This is a genomic window from Bartonella sp. AA2SXKL, assembly GCF_042197205.1.
GTDB lineage: Bacteria > Pseudomonadota > Alphaproteobacteria > Rhizobiales > Rhizobiaceae > Bartonella.
In genome coordinates, this window is sequence record NZ_JBHIRN010000011.1 from 46,559 (window position 1) to 65,031 (window position 18,473).

General features: G+C 36.9%; 18 protein-coding genes. 13 read left to right on the forward strand and 5 right to left on the reverse strand.

Annotated elements, in window-relative coordinates:
- Positions 1 to 428: 428 nt before the first annotated feature.
- Positions 429 to 1,118: a DnaA regulatory inactivator HdaA gene (gene hdaA, locus ACFINS_RS07490; RefSeq protein ID WP_375651267.1), complete on the reverse strand. Its 690-nt coding sequence runs from the start codon at positions 1,116 to 1,118 to the stop codon at positions 429 to 431.
- Complete coding sequence (locus ACFINS_RS07495) at positions 1,115 to 2,326, reverse strand: AI-2E family transporter (RefSeq protein ID WP_375613080.1); 1,212 nt, start codon at positions 2,324 to 2,326, stop codon at positions 1,115 to 1,117. Before ACFINS_RS07495 ends, hdaA begins: the two co-directional genes overlap by 4 nt.
- 158 nt (positions 2,327 to 2,484) lie before the next feature.
- Here ACFINS_RS07495 and purM point away from each other — a divergent pair, with 158 nt between their 5' ends.
- Together purM and purN are read left to right on the forward strand one after the other, a co-directional pair.
- Positions 2,485 to 3,594 (forward strand): phosphoribosylformylglycinamidine cyclo-ligase, encoded by a 1,110-nt coding sequence (gene purM, locus ACFINS_RS07500; protein WP_375651269.1) that lies wholly within the window; start codon positions 2,485 to 2,487, stop codon positions 3,592 to 3,594.
- On the forward strand, positions 3,591 to 4,202 hold the full coding sequence (purN, locus tag ACFINS_RS07505; RefSeq protein WP_375613082.1) for a phosphoribosylglycinamide formyltransferase: 612 nt from the start codon (positions 3,591 to 3,593) through the stop codon (positions 4,200 to 4,202). Before purM ends, purN begins: the two co-directional genes overlap by 4 nt.
- A 281-nt stretch (positions 4,203 to 4,483) precedes the next feature.
- Here the strand turns inward: purN and ACFINS_RS07510 are convergent, their stop codons facing one another.
- A complete protein-coding gene (locus ACFINS_RS07510) occupies positions 4,484 to 7,018 on the reverse strand; it encodes a response regulator (protein WP_375706045.1) in 2,535 nt (844 codons plus the stop codon).
- Positions 7,019 to 7,236: 218 nt separating this feature from the next.
- Between ACFINS_RS07510 and ACFINS_RS07515 the strand changes: the two genes are divergently transcribed.
- Positions 7,237 to 7,713: a hypothetical protein gene (locus ACFINS_RS07515; protein ID WP_375700802.1), complete on the forward strand. Its 477-nt coding sequence runs from the start codon at positions 7,237 to 7,239 to the stop codon at positions 7,711 to 7,713.
- 52 nt (positions 7,714 to 7,765) lie between these two features.
- Here the strand turns inward: ACFINS_RS07515 and dksA are convergent, their stop codons facing one another.
- Both dksA and ACFINS_RS07525 read right to left on the reverse strand, forming a co-directional pair.
- Positions 7,766 to 8,182 (reverse strand): RNA polymerase-binding protein DksA, encoded by a 417-nt coding sequence (dksA, locus tag ACFINS_RS07520; protein ID WP_015856486.1) that lies wholly within the window; start codon positions 8,180 to 8,182, stop codon positions 7,766 to 7,768.
- Between the two features lie 300 nt (positions 8,183 to 8,482).
- Positions 8,483 to 9,022, reverse strand: a complete 540-nt coding sequence (locus ACFINS_RS07525; protein ID WP_375611549.1) for a flavin reductase — start codon at positions 9,020 to 9,022, stop codon at positions 8,483 to 8,485.
- Between the two features lie 146 nt (positions 9,023 to 9,168).
- On the opposite strand from ACFINS_RS07525, the gene rpe reads away from it, so the two are divergent.
- The 10 genes from rpe (at position 9,169) to ACFINS_RS07575 (ending at position 18,273) form a co-directional block, all read left to right on the forward strand.
- Complete coding sequence (gene rpe, locus ACFINS_RS07530; RefSeq protein ID WP_375645756.1) at positions 9,169 to 9,855, forward strand: ribulose-phosphate 3-epimerase; 687 nt, start codon at positions 9,169 to 9,171, stop codon at positions 9,853 to 9,855.
- Complete coding sequence (gene purB / locus ACFINS_RS07535; RefSeq protein ID WP_375611588.1) at positions 9,855 to 11,162, forward strand: adenylosuccinate lyase; 1,308 nt, start codon at positions 9,855 to 9,857, stop codon at positions 11,160 to 11,162. The genes rpe and purB overlap by 1 nt, the downstream gene beginning before the upstream one ends.
- Positions 11,163 to 11,230: 68 nt before the next feature.
- On the forward strand, positions 11,231 to 11,779 hold the full coding sequence (locus tag ACFINS_RS07540; RefSeq protein WP_375611547.1) for an RBBP9/YdeN family alpha/beta hydrolase: 549 nt from the start codon (positions 11,231 to 11,233) through the stop codon (positions 11,777 to 11,779).
- Between the two features lie 173 nt (positions 11,780 to 11,952).
- Entirely contained in the window at positions 11,953 to 12,717 is a 765-nt protein-coding gene (purC, locus tag ACFINS_RS07545) for a phosphoribosylaminoimidazolesuccinocarboxamide synthase (RefSeq protein WP_273791179.1), read from the forward strand.
- A 78-nt stretch (positions 12,718 to 12,795) separates the two neighbouring features.
- A complete protein-coding gene (gene purS, locus ACFINS_RS07550) occupies positions 12,796 to 13,035 on the forward strand; it encodes a phosphoribosylformylglycinamidine synthase subunit PurS (protein WP_375611546.1) in 240 nt (79 codons plus the stop codon).
- Positions 13,036 to 13,046: 11 nt separating this feature from the next.
- On the forward strand, positions 13,047 to 13,718 hold the full coding sequence (gene purQ, locus ACFINS_RS07555; RefSeq protein WP_375611545.1) for a phosphoribosylformylglycinamidine synthase subunit PurQ: 672 nt from the start codon (positions 13,047 to 13,049) through the stop codon (positions 13,716 to 13,718).
- A 293-nt stretch (positions 13,719 to 14,011) separates the two neighbouring features.
- The gene (gene purL / locus ACFINS_RS07560; RefSeq protein WP_375611544.1) at positions 14,012 to 16,222 is read left to right on the forward strand and encodes a phosphoribosylformylglycinamidine synthase subunit PurL; all 2,211 of its coding nucleotides are present in this window, start codon (positions 14,012 to 14,014) and stop codon (positions 16,220 to 16,222) included.
- A 58-nt stretch (positions 16,223 to 16,280) separates the two neighbouring features.
- Positions 16,281 to 16,514 (forward strand): BolA/IbaG family iron-sulfur metabolism protein, encoded by a 234-nt coding sequence (locus ACFINS_RS07565; RefSeq protein ID WP_375651285.1) that lies wholly within the window; start codon positions 16,281 to 16,283, stop codon positions 16,512 to 16,514.
- A 98-nt stretch (positions 16,515 to 16,612) separates the two neighbouring features.
- Complete coding sequence (gene grxD / locus ACFINS_RS07570) at positions 16,613 to 16,945, forward strand: Grx4 family monothiol glutaredoxin (protein ID WP_375706046.1); 333 nt, start codon at positions 16,613 to 16,615, stop codon at positions 16,943 to 16,945.
- A gap of 71 nt (positions 16,946 to 17,016) precedes the next feature.
- Positions 17,017 to 18,273, forward strand: coding sequence for a multidrug effflux MFS transporter (locus ACFINS_RS07575; protein ID WP_375611542.1), 1,257 nt, complete (start codon positions 17,017 to 17,019; stop codon positions 18,271 to 18,273).
- The last annotated feature ends 200 nt before the right edge of the window (positions 18,274 to 18,473 follow it).

Here is an 18,473-nt window from a genome sequence, read left to right on the forward strand (position 1 = left end):
TTTTAGAAAAAAACGACTTAAATATCATAGAAAAACTTTTCCAAAGAGCACATAAGCCAAAAAATTCAGCTGTATTAAGCTTTTTCCTCTCTTTTTCTATCTTCCCAAGGACTCTTTTATTAAAAATTCTAGAATCTTCTACAATCCAAATCCATAAACAACAAACATTTTTTCAAAGCACAAAGATTTCATTATAAATAAAATAAAGCGCTCTTTTTAGAAAAATTTTCAAATGCGAAGATGGAAAGAATTCAACATCATACAATAAAATCTCAAAGCTATTTAAAATAAACACATGACAAAAGTAAAAAATATTATTTTTTACTCTTATATAGATATCCAAAAAGGAGAAAATTTAAATGACTTGTCTTTCCACGTATTGAAACGATAGTAGAAGGACAGAATAAGTAAGCCATGATAAGGAGTATTTACGAATTTCTTCTATTCAAAACTTCAGCAATAACAGAACGTGTTATTTTTCTTTTTCTTTGTAATGCCAACTGATCAACAGAATCAATAACACGCTTCAATGAAAATAAAGAACGTTCACAACGACTTACAAGATAATAAACCGTATCTGGATGTACAATAAGTTGCCTATCGGAAAAAAGCTTAAATGCAACAGCTGTTAACAATGCATCATCAGGCTGATTAATTTCAACGAACATTACCGAATTAAGACGACTTTTTAGATCATTTAACATTAAATTCCAAGCGGAAGGAAGTGTTCGTGCCGTCATCAATAAAGTAGCTTGTCGTGCATCAAGATTTGCTTGCTTAATACTGTTAATTAAATGAAAAAGTTCTGTCTCATTGATTTCACCTGCATCAATATCCTCTATTAAAAATGATCTGCCTAAAGAAGCCATAGTAATAGCCTGATCAATTTCATTGTGCTGAATCCTGAAAGCATCTGCTTTTTGGAGCCATATATTAGAAAAGTGCGTTTTTCCAGAGCCTTCTTTACCAACCAAAACTGCAATAGGTAAGCTCCAATTGGGCCAGTGATCAATAAGCTGAAAAGCCATACGATTGCTTTCCGTTACCACTAAATCCTCAAATTGAAAAATCGGATCATAAGGAAAATTTAAAGATAATTGCGTTTCACGCCCATTCATTTTAGCGGCTCCGAATTTCCGCTTCTCGAATACATCTGAGAACTCAGATAAGTATGAAGAGCAAAACGAACTAAAACGCCAACAGCCGCTGCCGCAGGAATAGCAACAAGCATACCAGTAAAACCAAAGAGTGAAGAAAAAGCAAAAAGTGAAAACATCAACCATACGGGATGTAATCCCACTGATGAACCTACAAGCTTGGGTTGAAGGATATAACCTTCAATAAACTGACCAATTAAAAAAAGTGCCATCACAACGATGATTCCCCCCCAATTATTGGGATAAAACTGGACCCATGCAATACCAACAGAAAGGACCAAGCCACTCATTGTGCCGATATAAGGAACAAAGCTAATAAGACCAATAAACATACCAATCAAAAGACTAAAATTGAGTCCTGCAATCGTTAAACCAATAGCATAATAGCCTCCCAATATGAGACAAACTGTTCCTTGTCCACGAACAAAGCCTGCAATAGCTCTATCCATTTCATGAAAAATACTACGAACAGTTTCAAGATGATCACGCGGTATTAACGAATCGATTGCTGTTACCATACGTGGCCAATCTAATAACATATAAAATGCCACCACAGGTGCCACAACAAATAGGCTAACGATATTAACGATTGATTTTCCTGACTTTAAAAGTGAATTCAAAAGAGACGTAATAAAATCCGAACCTTCTCCCAAAAATCCTTTAATATTATTCCGTAATTCATTTGGATCACTTCCAAAATAGCGCCTTAACCAATCAAAATCATGCTCAACAAAAAAGGTTTGAATACGATTAATGTAAACAGGTAAACCATCACTCATAAATTGCTGTATTTGCCAACTAATAACAGGAATCAAAATAATTAAAGCAGCAACAAAGGTAATAACAATAAATAGGGTGATAAGGACAGTCCCAAACACACGACGAATACCAAATTTTTCAAGTAATTGAACAATGGGATTGAGAAAATAAGCCAACACAATCCCTGCCACAAAAGGAAGCAAAATTGATCCAAAAACAAACATAAAAAGAATGAAAAAAATCAGCGTACCAAGCCAAAAAAAGATTTGTCTTTTCATATTATTCGGCAAAGGTAATTGAGTATACGCTGGCACATAAGTCTTATAACGATCACGAGATGTATTCTCACTCACTTTCTTTCTCATAAGCTGCCAAGAGGACTGTCCGTGATTATCTGATATCTTGCTCATAAAATATCCTAAAAAATTCTTCACAAAAAATTATAAACAACTTCAAAATAAGGTACAAGAAAAGTTGCTTATTTTCTTATCAATATCTCTTGCAGAGAGAACTCTATCATGGCATTGCATAATATCAAAACCTGATTTTCCATTAAAGGAAGGCTCCAATGAGCAATCAAGATCTTACAAATAATAAATCCAAGGCTGGGGATAAATCCAAAGCTGGTCTTACCTACGCAAAAGCCGGTGTAAACATCGATATGGGTAATGCCATGGTAGAAAAAATTAAACCCTTTATACGCGCAACAAAACGAGCCGGAACAGATGCAGAAATTGGCGGTTTTGGTGGACTTTTTGATTTAAAAGCAGCAGGCTTTACGGATCCTATCCTAGTAGCAGCCAATGATGGTGTGGGAACAAAATTAAAAATTGCCATTGAAGTAGGTCACCATAACACTGTAGGTATTGATCTTGTAGCTATGTGTGTCAATGATTTACTCGTACAAGGGGCTGAACCTCTCTTTTTTCTGGATTATTTTGCAACTGGAAAGCTTGACCCTGAACAAGGAACTGCGATTGTTTCCGGTATTGCAGAAGGATGTAAACAAGCCGGTGCTGCCCTTATTGGAGGAGAAACTGCAGAAATGCCAGGAATGTATGCAGAGGGAGATTATGATCTAGCTGGTTTTGCTGTTGGAGCATGCGAACGTAGCAAGCTACTCCCTTCAAAAGATTTGACAGAAGGTGATATTATATTAGGTCTAAGCGCCTCTGGAATTCATTCCAATGGCTTTTCGCTTGTTCGACGAATCATCCAGCAAAATTATCTCAAATGGAATGACCCTGCCCCTTTTTCCCCCGAAAGCAGCCTTGGTATAGCACTTCTTACACCAACACGCATTTATGTAAAATCGCTTCTTCCCATCATGCGAAAATATGAAGGGATTAAAGCTCTTGCTCATATTACGGGTGGAGGTTTTCCTGAAAATATTCCACGTGTCCTTCCATCCTCTCTCTGCGCTGAAATTAATCTTTCTACCATCAATGTTCCAGCAGTATTTTCATGGATTGCCAAACAAGGTAAAATAGAAGAAACAGAAATGTTAAGAACATTTAATTGTGGTATTGGCATGATCATTATCGTAGCACAGCATGCAGCTGAAACAATTACACAAGCTCTTGAAAGAAAAGGAGAGACTGTAACTCCCCTTGGCATTTTAACAAAATGCCAAGATCAAAATAAAGGAATACTTTATAAAGGGGTACTGCATTTATGAAAAAACAAATCGTCGTTTTCATTTCTGGTAATGGATCCAATATGGTCGCCCTTGCTCAAGCTAGCCAACAAACGGCATATCCTGCTGAAATCGTCGCGGTTATTTGCGATAATCCGCGTGCCAACGGTATTGAAAAAGCGCAAAACCATAACTTACCTATTCATATTGTTGATCGTAAAATTTACAAAACAAAAGAAGAGCATGAAGAAAATATTTTTACAATTTTAAATCAATATAAACCGGATTTTCTCTGCTTTGCAGGGTATATGCGCCTTATCTCACCACGTTTTGTAAAACTTTATGAAGGACGAATTCTAAATATTCATCCTTCTCTTTTGCCTTCATTTAAAGGCTTAAACACACATGAAAAAGCTTTACAAGCAGGTGTAAAAATCACGGGTTGCACTGTTCACCTTGTTACAGAAGACATGGATGCAGGAAAAATCCTTGCCCAAGCAGCCGTTCCAGTCTATCCCCATGATACTGCTGAGTGCTTAGCACAAAGAGTTCTTAAAGCAGAGCATAAACTCTATCCCGAAGCCTTAAAAGCATTTATTGAAGGGAAGAGCAAAATGGTCGATACGCAACAACAGCTTTTATCTTTTTGAGTGTATCAACAATCTATTAATCAGCATATTTCAATGCTTTACACATAGTTTTTGCTCAGTATCTACAATTGAAAATCTCTATGAAATATTGACATAATAGAGTCCATCTCTTCATAAATTTTTGCACAAAATATGTAATTTTTTGAATTTTAGTTCATTTTTAAAATTTTTCTTCTTTATTCAATTCTATGACATTATCATAAGCTCTATTTATCAAAATACTCTCGTATTTCGCCTAAAAAATCTTAAAATACGCAATTTTCTATTGCATAAATTTTTGTTTATGACGAAAGTGTTTCTTTAACTGTTACAGCTAACTGTTTGAGTGTAAAAGGCTTAGATAAAAAACCAAAAACAGCATCTTGTGGAAGATTTTTAGCAAAGGCATCTTTTGCATATCCAGAAACGAAAAGAAATTTGATATCAGGATAGTTTTTACGGACTTCCTTCAATAAAGTGGGCCCATCCATTTCTGGCATCACCACATCGGAAACAATAATATCAACTTCTCCTTTTTGTTCCTCAAGAATAGAGAGTGCTTCCACCCCACTTGCTGCCTCTAAAACCGTATATCCTCTCATTTGAAGAGCTCTTACCCCCCCCATTCTGACCGCATCTTCATCTTCAACTAATAAAACAGTCGCAGATCCTGTTAAGTCTATATTTTTATCTTTCTCTTCATCTTTTTCAATCTTTTGAGAAATTTCTCCTTTTATATTGGGGATATAACGGGGAAGAAAAATATGAAATGTTGCTCCTTCACCTTCTTTACTTTCACAATAAATATACCCACCGCTCTGCTTGATAATTCCATAAACCATTGATAAACCAAGTCCTGTTCCTTTTCCAACTTCTTTTGTTGTAAAAAATGGCTCAAACATTTTTTCTTGTATAGCAGCAGATATACCAGCCCCTGTATCTGAAATAGTCAATTGCACATACTCGCCAATTGCTAATCCAAGATGATTAAATTCAGCACTTTGTTGCTTTGTAATATTATTTGTCGCAATCGTAACAATACCTCCATCTAACATGGCATCACGCGCATTAATAACCAAATTCATAATAACACGCTGAAAAGATGCTTGATCAACTTCAACGCTCCACAAATCTCTTCCATGGATAATTTTTAACTGAATATTATTCCCCAAAAGTGGTAAAATAAGATTGCGGATATCTGATAAAAATTCAGTAAAATCGACTTCTTCAGGTCGAAGTGTTTGCTTTCTAGAAAAAGCTAATAATTGTTGGACAAGAGCAGCTGCACGATTAGCATTGTTTTTAATATTGATCAGATCAGCATGAGCAGGATCAGAACTACGATGCGTATTTAAAAGAAGATCACACGACATTAAAATTGCTGTTAAAACATTATTAAAATCATGAGCAATGCCGCCAGCCAATTGTCCTACAGCTTGCATCTTCTGACTTTGCATCATTTTATCTTCAAGAGTTTTTTGTTCGGTTGTTTCAATGACAGAGATAATAAGCAAATTTTGCAATGCATCACCGTGATAGGGCGGTACAGACATAATATGGAGCCGTAAATGGCATTCTTCATTTTTTTCTAAAACAGTTTCTAGAGAAACAAAATAATTTTTATTTGTCGCAATTCTCTGAAAAGAACGCTCTAACTGCACACAATCACGACGAGAAATAACATCATAAAAATTGACAGCTTTGTCCATACATCCCGTGAGTGATGAAAAAGCTTTATTCATATGAACCAATTGCCCTGCATGATCCACCACGGCTATTGCAAAAGGACTCGCATCAAAATATTCTCCTAATATACTGGGTAATTTTAATTGATCATCTTCTTCTTTTTGTATTTGTTGTGGAATGATCACAACACGATAAATGGCTTCCTCTTCTAAGAGAGAAGAAACAGATATAAGACAATGGAATATTTTCTCACAAGTCGTGTGTGAATTTAAACATAACGAAAACCTATAAGGTAAAGAGTAACCTGAACTTTGATATCTGTTGGTTTGTAAACAGATATCACTCCATGAGCTCTTAGCGCCAACGCTATCAAATAACGAATCAAAATTATATTGACCAATTGAGAAATTCGCTAAATCAATTGAAAACCATTCGGCAAAAGTCGCATTGGCATAAAGAATAGTTCCTTGTCTATTAACGGATACAAAACCAATAGAAGCTTGATCCAAGTGATTGATAGCCTCTTGAAGGTTCGAGAAAAAAACTTCTCGCGTTTGTTGTAAGTGCGAAATATCAGTAATACGCCAAAATAAAAGCTTTTTTTTCTGTTTTGTGATAGGTTGAACGGAAATATTATACCAAACAGATTTTTTTGGTGTAGAATCGGTAAAAATTGGTTGTTCTACTCTCAATTCCTCTTGCGCTGCAAGATTATTACAGGCTGCAACCTTTAAGCGGTACGAGAGTGCACCAGCTCCTGGCAGATCTGCAATAACCCTATAACAAGACACTTCAGGCTTATAGGTCAGAATTTTTCGATAGTTTTGATTAGAATAATAAACAAAACCAGAAAGATCAGAGATTACAATTGCATCATCGCTCCTATTAAAGATGCTAAAATCAAAATCTTCATGCGACCACACATGATATCTTAAAATTCCCATTCCACACAAAACGAGTGTTGCAACACCGATCATTGCTAGAATCAAAAAAGATATTGATATCGCCTGTTGCAAATAGTTTTGTGGATAAAAAAAACCTAAAATACCCACAATGAAAAGAAAACCTAATACAAAAACAACACCAAAAATCACAACTCTCCGATGAAACGAAGACGCTGATCTTTCATTATTCTCAAAATCTTTATCCATCTCTCTTTGCCTTAGCTTATAGCTATTTCTTATGTCACAAAACTTCCTTTATATTCGTTGTTATGTTGTTATAAAGTATATACTATGATATTATCTAAGATAAGCTCGCTTAATATTCAAAAGTTTATTTCTTACATTATAAGTGAACCTTTTGAGGGTATGTTTATAAATTTATCTCAATAAAAAATAATATTTCCATCCAAAATGGGAGAAAATCTATGTATATCTGGTTATCAGAGCAGATAGGTGTATCTGCTGCAAACATAACGATAAGCTTTTTGCTTTTTATAATAACAATCGCAGCTATTACCGTAATTATCGTGTTTTTACGTCGCTTAAGTACAGGAAGATACAGCATTAATAGAAAAAAAAGTCTATCACGATTAGCATTATGTGAAGTAATTTCTATAGATCGAGCACGCCGCCTTGTTTTAGTCCGTTGCGATAATAAAGAACATTTGCTCCTTATTGGCGGATTAACAGATGTGGTTGTAGAATCCGATATTACTGGTACATCAAAAATACAAAAAAGAGAAACAGACACACATCTAAATTCCGCCCCTCCAGAAAGAAACGATGTATCGGATAAAAGTCCCTCTCCTTTTACGAATCAAGGAGTAAAAGATTCAGCCATCACCGCCGAAATTGAGGGGCGGCAAGAACCATCTTTATTCATTCCTATCCCTCAAAAATAAAAATATACAATTTCATCACCACGAATTTCATTTGTTTATCATCTCAATAACCTTAATCATCGCGATAAACTCTTTCACGTCGTTCGTGACGTTCTTGCGCTTCCAATGACAAAACGGCTATCGGCCGAGCCTCAAGACGCTTGATACTAATGGGTTCGCCGGTTTCTTCACAAAAACCGTATGTCCCATTATCAATGCGCTCTAAAGCAGCATCTATTTTTGAAATAAGTTTCCTCTGACGATCACGAGCACGTAATTCGATTGTACGATCAGTTTCACAAGAAGCCCGATCAGTCAAATCGGGCTGACCAACATTCTCTTCCTGCAAATTTTCCAAAGTCTCACGAGCTTCTTTTAATATATCATTCTTCCAAGAAACCAATTTAGCACGAAAATACGCCTTTTGCCGCTCATTCATAAAAGGCTCATCTTCACTAGGGCGATATTGACCATCAATCTCTTCGCTCATGCAATAAAAAACCTCCACATATGCTATGTGCGGTCTATATATTGTGCAATACCCATCAACACAAGAGTAAAATGTTTTTTCATAACAATCGACGAATATATCTAAATGCACTGTTTAGGTTTGATCGCTTTTTTATGTAGATTGAATTCTTGATCAAATCTCATCCAGAATCATTTTTCTCGCTTATTGAAAAACTTTAAAAAGAAGGAAATCAGAGCCATCCCTCCCCTACTCTCTACATTGTTTAAAATCTAAATGAAGCAACAATAAATCATTTCATCAATGCAAAAAATAAAATCTTTATAAAGGCAAAGTGTGATATTCACGTTTCAAATACATCAAAGCATCTTTTTCTTTATTACAGTTGATTGCAACAACCTCACCAATCAAAACACAATGGGTTGCGTGTTCGTGCCAACAAATCAAACGACAATCAAACGACGCTAGAGCATCTGAAAGACTAGGCGCCCCCGTTTGCAAAGCTCCCCATTGAGCAACATCAAAACGCTCATTTTGTGTAGAATTGCAACGCCTCGAAAAAACATCCGCTAATGAGCGATGTTTTCCTGCCAAGCTATTAACACAAAAATTTCCATTCTCCATAAACACCTGATTCTTTAAATTATGACGCATGAGACAAACAAGAAGGGTTGGAGGATCATCAGATAAAGAACAACACGCCGAAACAGTCACCCCACGTCTTCCCTTAATACCATTTGTTGTCACAATATGCACAGCTCCTGCAAAAAGACTCATGGCATCTCGATATTCTTGGGAAGAAACCGCAATAGTATGTTTATGTTGAAGTTCAGGCATCAAATATGTTTTATGATTCGACATATCTTTCACTTATAAAGCTTTAAAATTTCAAGCAATCTTTCCATAAAAAGACCTATAATACATATTTTTTCTTTTCCGTCATAACACAAAAAATATTTGTGTATACACAGCGATATGATAAAAACTGCCAATCTAAGGAGATTTTAATGCCCCATTCTCATCTCATTTCGCCTTCTCTCTTGGCTTCTGATTTTTCTAAACTTGGACAAGAAATGTTAGATGTTGTTGATGCTGGTGCAGATTGGCTTCATCTTGATATTATGGATGGGCACTTTGTTCCTAACATCACCTTTGGTCCTGAAATCGTCAAAGCTCTGCGCCCATTAACAAAAGCAATATTTGATGTCCACCTGATGATCGTACCAGTAGACCCTTATTTAGAAGCTTTTGCAAAAGCAGGTTCAGATATTATAACTATTCATGCTGAAGCAGGTCCACATCTTCATCGTTCATTACAAACAATCAAAAAAATGGGGAAAAAAGCAGGAATCGCACTCAATCCAAGCACCCCTGAACATGTACTGGAATATTTGCTTGATCAATTAGATCTCATTCTCATCATGACGGTCAATCCCGGTTTTGGTGGACAAAGTTTTATTCCAGAAATAAAAAATAAAATTAAGCGCGTTAAAAACATGATTGCAAACCGCCCTATTGATCTTGAAGTTGATGGTGGTATCACCGTTGATACAATTGGGATAGCTGCAAAAGCTGGTGCAAATGTATTTGTCGCAGGCTCTGCAATTTATAAAGATGGCAATAAAGAGCTTTACAAAACACGTATTAGTGCATTGCGCCAAGCCGCAATCCTCTCACAACAAGGAAAAAAATGATGATCGCACGTTATTCCCGCCCTGCAATGGTAACAATTTGGTCTCCCGAAACAAAATATCGTATTTGGTTTGAAATTGAAGCCCATGCCTGTGATGCCCTTGCTCACTTAGGGATTATTCCGAAAGAAGCCACCAAAGTCATTTGGGAAAAAGGGGCAGCAGCTAAATTTGATGTCAATCGCATTGATGAAATTGAAGCAATTACCAAACATGATGTTATCGCATTTCTAACCCACCTAGCTGAATTCATTGGACCAGAGGCACGTTTTATCCACCAAGGCATGACATCATCTGATGTTCTCGATACAACGCTGAACATTCAATTGATGCGTGCGAGTGATATTTTGCTAGAGGATATAGATCAACTTCTTGAAGCATTAAAAAGACGTGCTTTTGAGCATAAAGAGACAATCACCATTGGGCGGAGTCATGGCATTCATGCTGAACCGACAACATTTGGAATCAAGTTTGCTCTTGCATACGCTGAATTTTCCCGTTGTCGCAAACGTCTTCTTGCTGCACGAGAAGAAGTTTCTACTTGCGCGATTTCAGGAGCTGTAGGAACTTTTGCTAATATCGATCCACGCGTTGAAGAACATGTAGCAAAAGCCTTGAAGATGCGTACTGAACCGGTTTCCACCCAAGTAATACCAAGAGATCGTCATGCTATGTTTTTTGCAACACTTGGTGTTATTGCTTCCTCTATTGAAAGGCTAGCAATAGAAATACGCCACTTACAACGAACAGAAGTTCTTGAAGCAGAGGAACATTTCTCACCTGGGCAAAAAGGTTCATCGGCAATGCCTCACAAACGTAATCCAGTTTTAACAGAAAATTTAACTGGATTAGCCCGTATGGTACGTGCATTTGCACTCCCAGCCATGGAAAATGTAGCTCTTTGGCATGAACGTGATATTTCCCATTCATCTGTTGAGCGTTATATTGCTCCAGATGCGACTATTACACTTGATTTTGCTCTTTCTCGCCTCACATCTGTCATTGAAAATCTCATTGTCTATCCAGAAAATATGCAAAAAAATCTCAATAAATTCCGCGGTCTTGTTCACTCACAACGGGTTCTTTTAGCACTCACACAAGCAGGGATTAGTCGTGAAGATTCTTATAGGATTGTACAACGAAATGCGATGAAAGTTTGGGAACAAGGAAAAGATTTTTTAGAAGAACTCCTCAACGACAAAGATGTTACCAAAGCTTTAAGTGAAGAAGAACTTCGCGAAAAATTTGATCTTTCTTACCACACCAAACATATCAATACGATTTTTAAACGTGTTTTTGAAGAACAATAAAGCGACATAGAAAACCAAAATCCATTCAACCTATGATCAAAAATCTGTTGTAACAAAGAAAACAATTCATGAAAGCAAATCAACTCGATATTCTTATTGTTCCTGGCTACAAAGGATCTGGTCCAGATCATTGGCAAACGCGCTGGGAAAAAAAATTGTCGACAGCCAGCCGCATTGAACAACTCCATTGGTCAAAGCCTGTTTGTGAAGAGTGGGTTAACAAAGTTAAAACCGCCATCGCAAAAGCTCAAAGGCCTGTTATGCTTATTGCTCATTCATTAGGAGTTCCCAGTGTTATTCATGCAACTGTACAAAATACAGAAAAAATTTGTGGCGCTTTCTTTGTTGCACCTCCAGATGTCGCCAATGAAAAAATACGTCCCAAACATTTAATGACATTTGGCCCCTATCATCGCCAAAAGCTTCCTTTTCCTTCTATTGTCATAGCCAGTCGCAACGATGAGTTTTGTCAATTTTCAGTAGCAGAAAAAATTGCCAATGATTGGGGATCACTCTTTGTTGATGCTGGGTATTCTGGCCATATTAACGCAGAATCCGGACACGGACCTTGGCCTGAAGGGCTTATGGTCCTCTCTCACTTTCTTGCAAAAATTTGATCCAAAAGAGGTGATCTTCTTTCTCATCGCTTATGTATCTTCACCTTTGGGTAAACGTGTAATGATAAAAATTATAAAAGTATCATAGCAATATCATTGAGAAATTCTATCAATTAGGATAGTATCATTTATTAATGTTATTAAAAACCTCTCAAGATAAATAGAGAATCATGATGAATCGTCGCCACCGTATTTATGAAGGCAAGGCTAAAATTTTATATGAAGGACCTGAACCAGGAACTTATATTCAATTTTTTAAAGATGATGCAACTGCCTTTAATGCAAAAAAACATGAAATTATCGACGGAAAGGGCGTTTTAAACAACCGAATTTCGGAACATATTTTTAGCCATCTTGGACGTTTGGGCATCCCAACACATTTTATCAAACGTATAAACATGCGCGAACAGCTTATTAAAGCAGTGGAAATCATTCCGTTGGAAGTTGTTGTTCGCAATGTTGCTGCCGGCTCTCTTGCTAAGCGTTTAGGACTGGAAGAAGGAACCCCGCTTCCGCAATCCATCATTGAATTCTACTATAAAAATGATTCTCTCGATGATCCTATGGTAACGGAAGAACATATCACAGCTTTTGGGTGGGCTGTCCCACAAGAGATAGAAGATATCATGCAACTTTCAATTCGTATTAATGATTTTCTTTCTGGGCTTTTTGCCGGTGTTAACATCCAATTAATTGATTTTAAAATGGAATTTGGTCGCCTGTGGGAAGATGAAACAATGCGCATTGTTCTTGCTGATGAAATCTCTCCTGATTCTGCACGACTATGGGATATGCACACACAAGAAAAAATGGATAAAGACCGTTTTCGTCGTGATATGGGAGGGCTTATTAATGCCTATCAAGAAGTTGCTAAACGTCTTGGTATTATGAATGAAAACGAACCAACACGACCAAGTGGTCCCGTTCTCGTAAAGTAAAAACAAGGTAAAAAACATCACCTTATACAAACACCCCTCTTCAAAGGAGAGGTTCTTTTAAAAAGCAGGAAGCAAAAAATGAAAGCACGCATTACAGTTACTTTAAGAGAAAGCGTTCTTGATCCACAAGGAGAAGCAATTGTCGGTGCTTTAAAAAGTTTGGCTTTCGAAGGCATTCAATCTATTCGTCAAGGAAAGGTTTTTGATATTGTTCTTGATGATTTACCTTCTGAAACTGCAAAGAAAAAACTTGAACAAATGTGTGAAGAGTTACTCGCAAATACTGTCATTGAAAATTATACAATCGAACTTCTGTAAGTGAAACGCTCATGAAAACTGCCATCATTCAACTTCCTGGATTAAATCGTGATCGAGATATGGTTGCAGCATTACATCATATAACGGGAGTTGAGCCACTAAAAATTTGGCAAACAGAAACAACAATTCCAGATGTAGATGTTATTATTATTCCTGGTGGTTTTTCTTATGGCGACTACTTAAGATGTGGTGCGATTGGAGCGCGAACTCCCATCTTAAAAGCCATTCGTGAAAAAGCACAAGAAGGTACGACAATTATAGGTATCTGTAATGGATTTCAAATTTTGTTGGAAGCAGGATTATTACCCGGTACTTTAATGCGTAACGCTTCTTTAAAATTTGTTTGTCGTGAAATCAAGCTTGAAGTCGTCAACGCCAAGACAAAATTTTCTCGATATTATTCTAAAGGACAAATTATTCGTTGTCCTGTTGCCCATCATGACGGAAATTATTTTGTTGATAGTGAAACATTGAAACAAATGGAAGACAATGAACAAATTGTTTTTCGCTATGCAGAAAATACAAACCCGAACGGCTCAATGAAAGATATTGCTGGTATTGTTAATAAAGCTGGTAATATTCTTGGTATGATGCCCCATCCTGAAAACTTTATTGAACCCGCCCACGGAGGTACTGACGGTCGTTTACTTTTTCAAAGTGCTTTAGAGTTAGTAAATGGATAATGCTGCAAAAATACTCGCGCTCCATAATTTAAAAAAATAAGGATTTATACCATTTCTTGCTTCATAAAGCTATAAACAAAGCTCTTCACAAACAACAATGGATATTATTTTCTAAACACATAATTATTTAAGACCATTTTTAGTCTTAAATCCCACCAAACAAACGGACAAAATCTTCAGCTTACTGTCTATAAATATTTTTATTATTAAACAACATTATTGTTTATAATATAAGCTGCTAGGTTTAAAAAATAAAAATACTAAATTTCGATTAATTTGACGGATAAATACTCATGAAGCCTTGCAATAACATCACTATTACATCAGAACTCATTGCACAACACGGGCTAAAAGAAGATGAATATCAACGTATCCTAACGTTAATTGGTAGAGAACCAACATTTACTGAACTAGGAATTTTTTCTGCAATGTGGAACGAACATTGTTCCTATAAATCATCTAAAAAATGGCTAAAAACTCTTCCGACAGAAGGAAAATGTGTCATCCAAGGACCTGGTGAAAATGCTGGTGTTGTCGATATTGGCGAAGGACAATGTGTTGTTTTCAAAATGGAAAGCCATAACCACCCTTCTTATATTGAACCTTATCAAGGTGCAGCGACAGGTGTTGGTGGTATTTTACGTGATGTCTTTACAATGGGAGCCCGTCCTGTTGCTGCTATGAATGCATTGCGATTTGGTGCTCCTGACCACCCACGAACACGCCATCTTGTTTCTGGTGTTGTTTCTGGAATAGGTGGTTACAGCAATTCTTTTGGTGTTCCAACGGTTGGTGGAGAAGTAAATTTTGATGAGCGTTATAATGGCAATATCCTTGTTAACGCTTTTGTCGCCGGTATTGCAAAGACAGACGCCCTTTTTTATTCTAAAGCACAAGGTATTGGACTCCCTGTTGTTTATCTGGGTGCAAAAACAGGACGTGATGGTGTCGGTGGAGCAACAATGGCTTCTGCTGAATTTGATTCTTCAATCAGTGAAAAACGCCCAACTGTTCAAGTCGGTGATCCTTTTACAGAAAAATGTCTCCTTGAAGCATGTTTAGAGCTCATGGAACTTGGAGCCGTGGTTGCTATTCAAGATATGGGGGCAGCAGGACTCACCTCTTCTGCCGTTGAAATGGGAGCAAAAGGAAATCTGGGGATACAGCTTAATCTTGATACAGTTCCTGTTCGAGAAGAAAACATGACAGCCTATGAAATGATGCTTTCTGAAAGTCAAGAGCGTATGCTCATGGTCCTTAAACCAGAACTAGAAAAGCAAGCAGAAGCAATTTTTCATAAGTGGGGACTACATTTTTCTATCATTGGAAAAACAACCGATGATTTACGTTTTCGTGTATTTCATCAAGGGGAAGAAGTTGTCAATCTTCCCATCAAAGAGCTTGGTGATGAAGCGCCTGTTTATGATCGTCCTTGGAGTGAGCCGGCAAAAAAAACACCCTTGAAAGCAGAAGACGTCAAAAAAGTTGAAAATCTTGGTGATGCGCTTCTGAGCTTATTGAATTCTGCTGATCAAAGTTCTCGGCGATGGGTTTATGAACAATATGATACCCTTATCCAAGGAAATAGCCTTGTTTGTCCAGGAGGTGATGCAGGCGTTATCCGTGTAGGAAACAACAGCAAACGTGCTCTTGCTTTTTCTTCTGATGTAACACCTCGCTATTGTGAAGCAGACCCTTATGAAGGGGGGAAACAAGCTGTCGCAGAATGCTGGCGAAACATTAGTACGACAGGTGCAACACCACTGGCTGCTACAGATAATCTCAATTTTGGTAACCCTGAAAAACCTGAAATTATGGGACAGCTGGTTTTTGCTATTAAAGGTATAGGAGAAGCTTGTAGAATCCTTGATTTTCCTATCGTTTCAGGCAATGTTTCTCTTTACAACGAAACAAATGGGGAAGCCATTCTTCCAACCCCCACAATTGCTGGGGTAGGCCTTCTTAATGATTGGTCTAAAATGGTAACAATAAGTGGTATGCAAAATGGAGATATTCTTGTTTTAGTAGGAAATTGCGGCTCCCATTTAGGACAATCAATCTATGCACGTAACATTTTAAATATTGATGCAGGCCCCCCCCCCCCTGTAGATTTACAACTTGAAAAAAAGCATGGTCAATTTGTTCGAGATGTCATACATCGTGGTTTTATTCACGCCGCCCATGACCTTTCTGACGGAGGATTAGCGATAGCACTTGCTGAAATGGTCATTAAAGCAGGTAAAGGAATCAAAGTAAAATTAAGCAATAAATCACCCCATCATGCAGAACTTTTTGGAGAAGACCAAGGACGTTATCTTTTAGCCGTCAAACCTCACTCTCTTAATAGTCTTAAAGAGCGTGCACAAATCAATACAGTTTCTTTAACAGAGCTAGGTCAAGTCGAGGGTACTTCTCTTAATATAGATGGGATATTAACACTTTCAGTAGACAAACTCACAAAAGCCTATGAAAACTGGTTTCCACAATTTATGGGTGAAGAATAAAAATTGTTTTTTCTCTTAAACAGCCTTTATAAAAAATGAACAACATAGGAGAATAATGATGGCAATGAGTGCCCATGCAATTGAAACGCTTATTCGTGAAGGCATTCCTGATGCTACTGTAAGAATTCGTGATCTTGCTGGAGATGGGGAACATTATGCTGCAGAAGTTATTTCTGAAAGTTTTCGTGGTAAAACCCGTGTTCAACAACATAAAATGGTCTATGATGCCCTTAAAGGCAATATGGGAAATGACCTTCACGCCTTAATATTGCAAACAAATGTCCCAAAATAATCTAAAATTTCTTCTTGCATTCACACATTTAATACGATTAAAAGCAGTATGAATATAAATTACACACTGATAAAAATCTGAAATATCGAGGGATAAAAATGACCACTGTTCATGATTTTATTGACAACGAAATTAAAACAAACGACGTCATTTTATTCATGAAAGGAACACCTGACGCTCCGCAATGCGGGTTTTCAGGACAAGTTGTTCAAATTCTTGATTATTTAGGATTGAATTATAAAGGGATTAATATCTTAACTTCTAACGAATTGCGTCAAGGGATTAAAGATTACTCAAATTGGCCAACAATTCCACAGCTTTATATCAAAGGTGAATTTATCGGAGGCTGTGATATTGTTAAAGAGATGTTTCAAAACAATGAGTTACAGGAACTTTTGAAAGAAAACAATATTCCATGTAATCAATCATAGGTATCTTTCATTTTATTCAGACTCTTAAAAAGAGCTGTTTTCAGACGAAATTTTTATTTCAAGGATGCCATATGTCATATTCAGTCGATGAACAAACGCATAGAGATGCGATTAGAAACAAAATTGGCTATAAAGAATTTGTTATTCTTATTGCTTCGCTCATGGCTATTAACGCTATAGCTGTTGATATTATGCTGCCAGCTATGCCCGATATTTTAGACGGCTTAAATGTTCTCAATGAAAATGATCAACATTATATCATTTCGAGTTATCTTATTAGCTATGGTATTGCTCAAATATTTTTCGGTCCAATAAGCGATAGGTATGGACGACGTAAACTTATTCTTCTCGGACTCGCTTTTTATTCATTTACGGCGATTGGCTGTGCCTTTGTAACTGATTTTTCTCTCTTACTTATTTTACGTATCTTGCAAGGAATTGGAGGGGCTGCTATGCGAGTTCTTACAGTTTCCGTCGTACGTGATCTTTACAGTGGTCGAAAAATGGCAGAAGTTATGTCTATTGTTATGATGGTTTTTCTTGTTGCACCAATGGTTGGTCCCGCAACAGGACAGATCATTTTACTTCTTGGACATTGGCAATATATTTTTATTTTCATGGCAATGATTGGTTTAGGACTGATGATTTGGATTCAACTGCGCTTGCCTGAAACTCTTTATGCGCAACGCTCTCTTTCCTTTTCTTCAGTTAAACACAACTTATGGATTGTAATAACCAATCGCACAACACTTTGCTATACACTTGCAACTTCCATTATTTTAGGCTGTATCTTTACCGCCGTTAATACATCACAACAAACATATGAAGGGATCTATAATCTAGGACTTTGGTTCCCTATTGCTTTTGCAGTTGGTGCTGCATTTCAAGCTCTATCATCATTCTTTAACTCTCAACTCGTTGGACGCCTTGGAATGCGGCGTATTGCTCATACTATGCTTTTGCTCTTTTGTGCCACTTCATGCATTTGGTTTATTGGGTCCATCTTAGCAGGTGGTGTTATCCCTTTTCCTTTTTATATGACGTTATATTGTATATTAATGTTTACCTGCGGTGGTATTATGGCCAATTTCAATACACTCGCTCTTGAACCTGTAGGAGAAATAGCTGGAACAGCTTCTTCTGTATCCGGCTTTCTTCAAACATCTATCGGTGCAGGACTTAGCTTTTTTATTGCCCAACAATTTGATGAAACAACCATCCCAAACTCAGCAGGATTTTTCTTTCTGAGTCTCACTGCCATACTTCTCGTCTTATGGGCTGAACGTGGTCATCTTTTTAGACAATATCATAGTAATCCTAACGAATAAATATTACTACGAAAGATTAATAACATCTCTCTTGAACAATAAGAAAATAAACCTATCAGACAAAATAAAACATCTCCAAATAGAACATTCTTGTGTTAAACATTCACATTGTTTGTTTAAAGGTACAGCTCTCGAAATATCAAATCATATCACGACAGCACCCATAAATGGTATAATGTAAAAAAACAAACATACCTATT

What these genes read in the sequence shown, in the direction of transcription:
- hdaA (WP_375651267.1), bottom strand. Translation starts at nt 1,118, where the DNA reads ATGAATGGGCGTGAAACGCAATTATCTTTAAATTTTCCTTATGATCCG.
- ACFINS_RS07495 (WP_375613080.1), bottom strand. Translation starts at nt 2,326, where the DNA reads ATGAGCAAGATATCAGATAATCACGGACAGTCCTCTTGGCAGCTTATG.
- purM (WP_375651269.1), top strand. Translation starts at nt 2,485, where the DNA reads ATGAGCAATCAAGATCTTACAAATAATAAATCCAAGGCTGGGGATAAA.
- purN (WP_375613082.1), top strand. Translation starts at nt 3,591, where the DNA reads ATGAAAAAACAAATCGTCGTTTTCATTTCTGGTAATGGATCCAATATG.
- ACFINS_RS07510 (WP_375706045.1), bottom strand. Translation starts at nt 7,018, where the DNA reads ATGGATAAAGATTTTGAGAATAATGAAAGATCAGCGTCTTCGTTTCAT.
- ACFINS_RS07515 (WP_375700802.1), top strand. Translation starts at nt 7,237, where the DNA reads ATGTATATCTGGTTATCAGAGCAGATAGGTGTATCTGCTGCAAACATA.
- dksA (WP_015856486.1), bottom strand. Translation starts at nt 8,182, where the DNA reads ATGAGCGAAGAGATTGATGGTCAATATCGCCCTAGTGAAGATGAGCCT.
- ACFINS_RS07525 (WP_375611549.1), bottom strand. Translation starts at nt 9,022, where the DNA reads ATGTCGAATCATAAAACATATTTGATGCCTGAACTTCAACATAAACAT.
- rpe (WP_375645756.1), top strand. Translation starts at nt 9,169, where the DNA reads ATGCCCCATTCTCATCTCATTTCGCCTTCTCTCTTGGCTTCTGATTTT.
- purB (WP_375611588.1), top strand. Translation starts at nt 9,855, where the DNA reads ATGATCGCACGTTATTCCCGCCCTGCAATGGTAACAATTTGGTCTCCC.
- ACFINS_RS07540 (WP_375611547.1), top strand. Translation starts at nt 11,231, where the DNA reads ATGAAAGCAAATCAACTCGATATTCTTATTGTTCCTGGCTACAAAGGA.
- purC (WP_273791179.1), top strand. Translation starts at nt 11,953, where the DNA reads ATGAATCGTCGCCACCGTATTTATGAAGGCAAGGCTAAAATTTTATAT.
- purS (WP_375611546.1), top strand. Translation starts at nt 12,796, where the DNA reads ATGAAAGCACGCATTACAGTTACTTTAAGAGAAAGCGTTCTTGATCCA.
- purQ (WP_375611545.1), top strand. Translation starts at nt 13,047, where the DNA reads ATGAAAACTGCCATCATTCAACTTCCTGGATTAAATCGTGATCGAGAT.
- purL (WP_375611544.1), top strand. Translation starts at nt 14,012, where the DNA reads ATGAAGCCTTGCAATAACATCACTATTACATCAGAACTCATTGCACAA.
- ACFINS_RS07565 (WP_375651285.1), top strand. Translation starts at nt 16,281, where the DNA reads ATGGCAATGAGTGCCCATGCAATTGAAACGCTTATTCGTGAAGGCATT.
- grxD (WP_375706046.1), top strand. Translation starts at nt 16,613, where the DNA reads ATGACCACTGTTCATGATTTTATTGACAACGAAATTAAAACAAACGAC.
- ACFINS_RS07575 (WP_375611542.1), top strand. Translation starts at nt 17,017, where the DNA reads ATGTCATATTCAGTCGATGAACAAACGCATAGAGATGCGATTAGAAAC.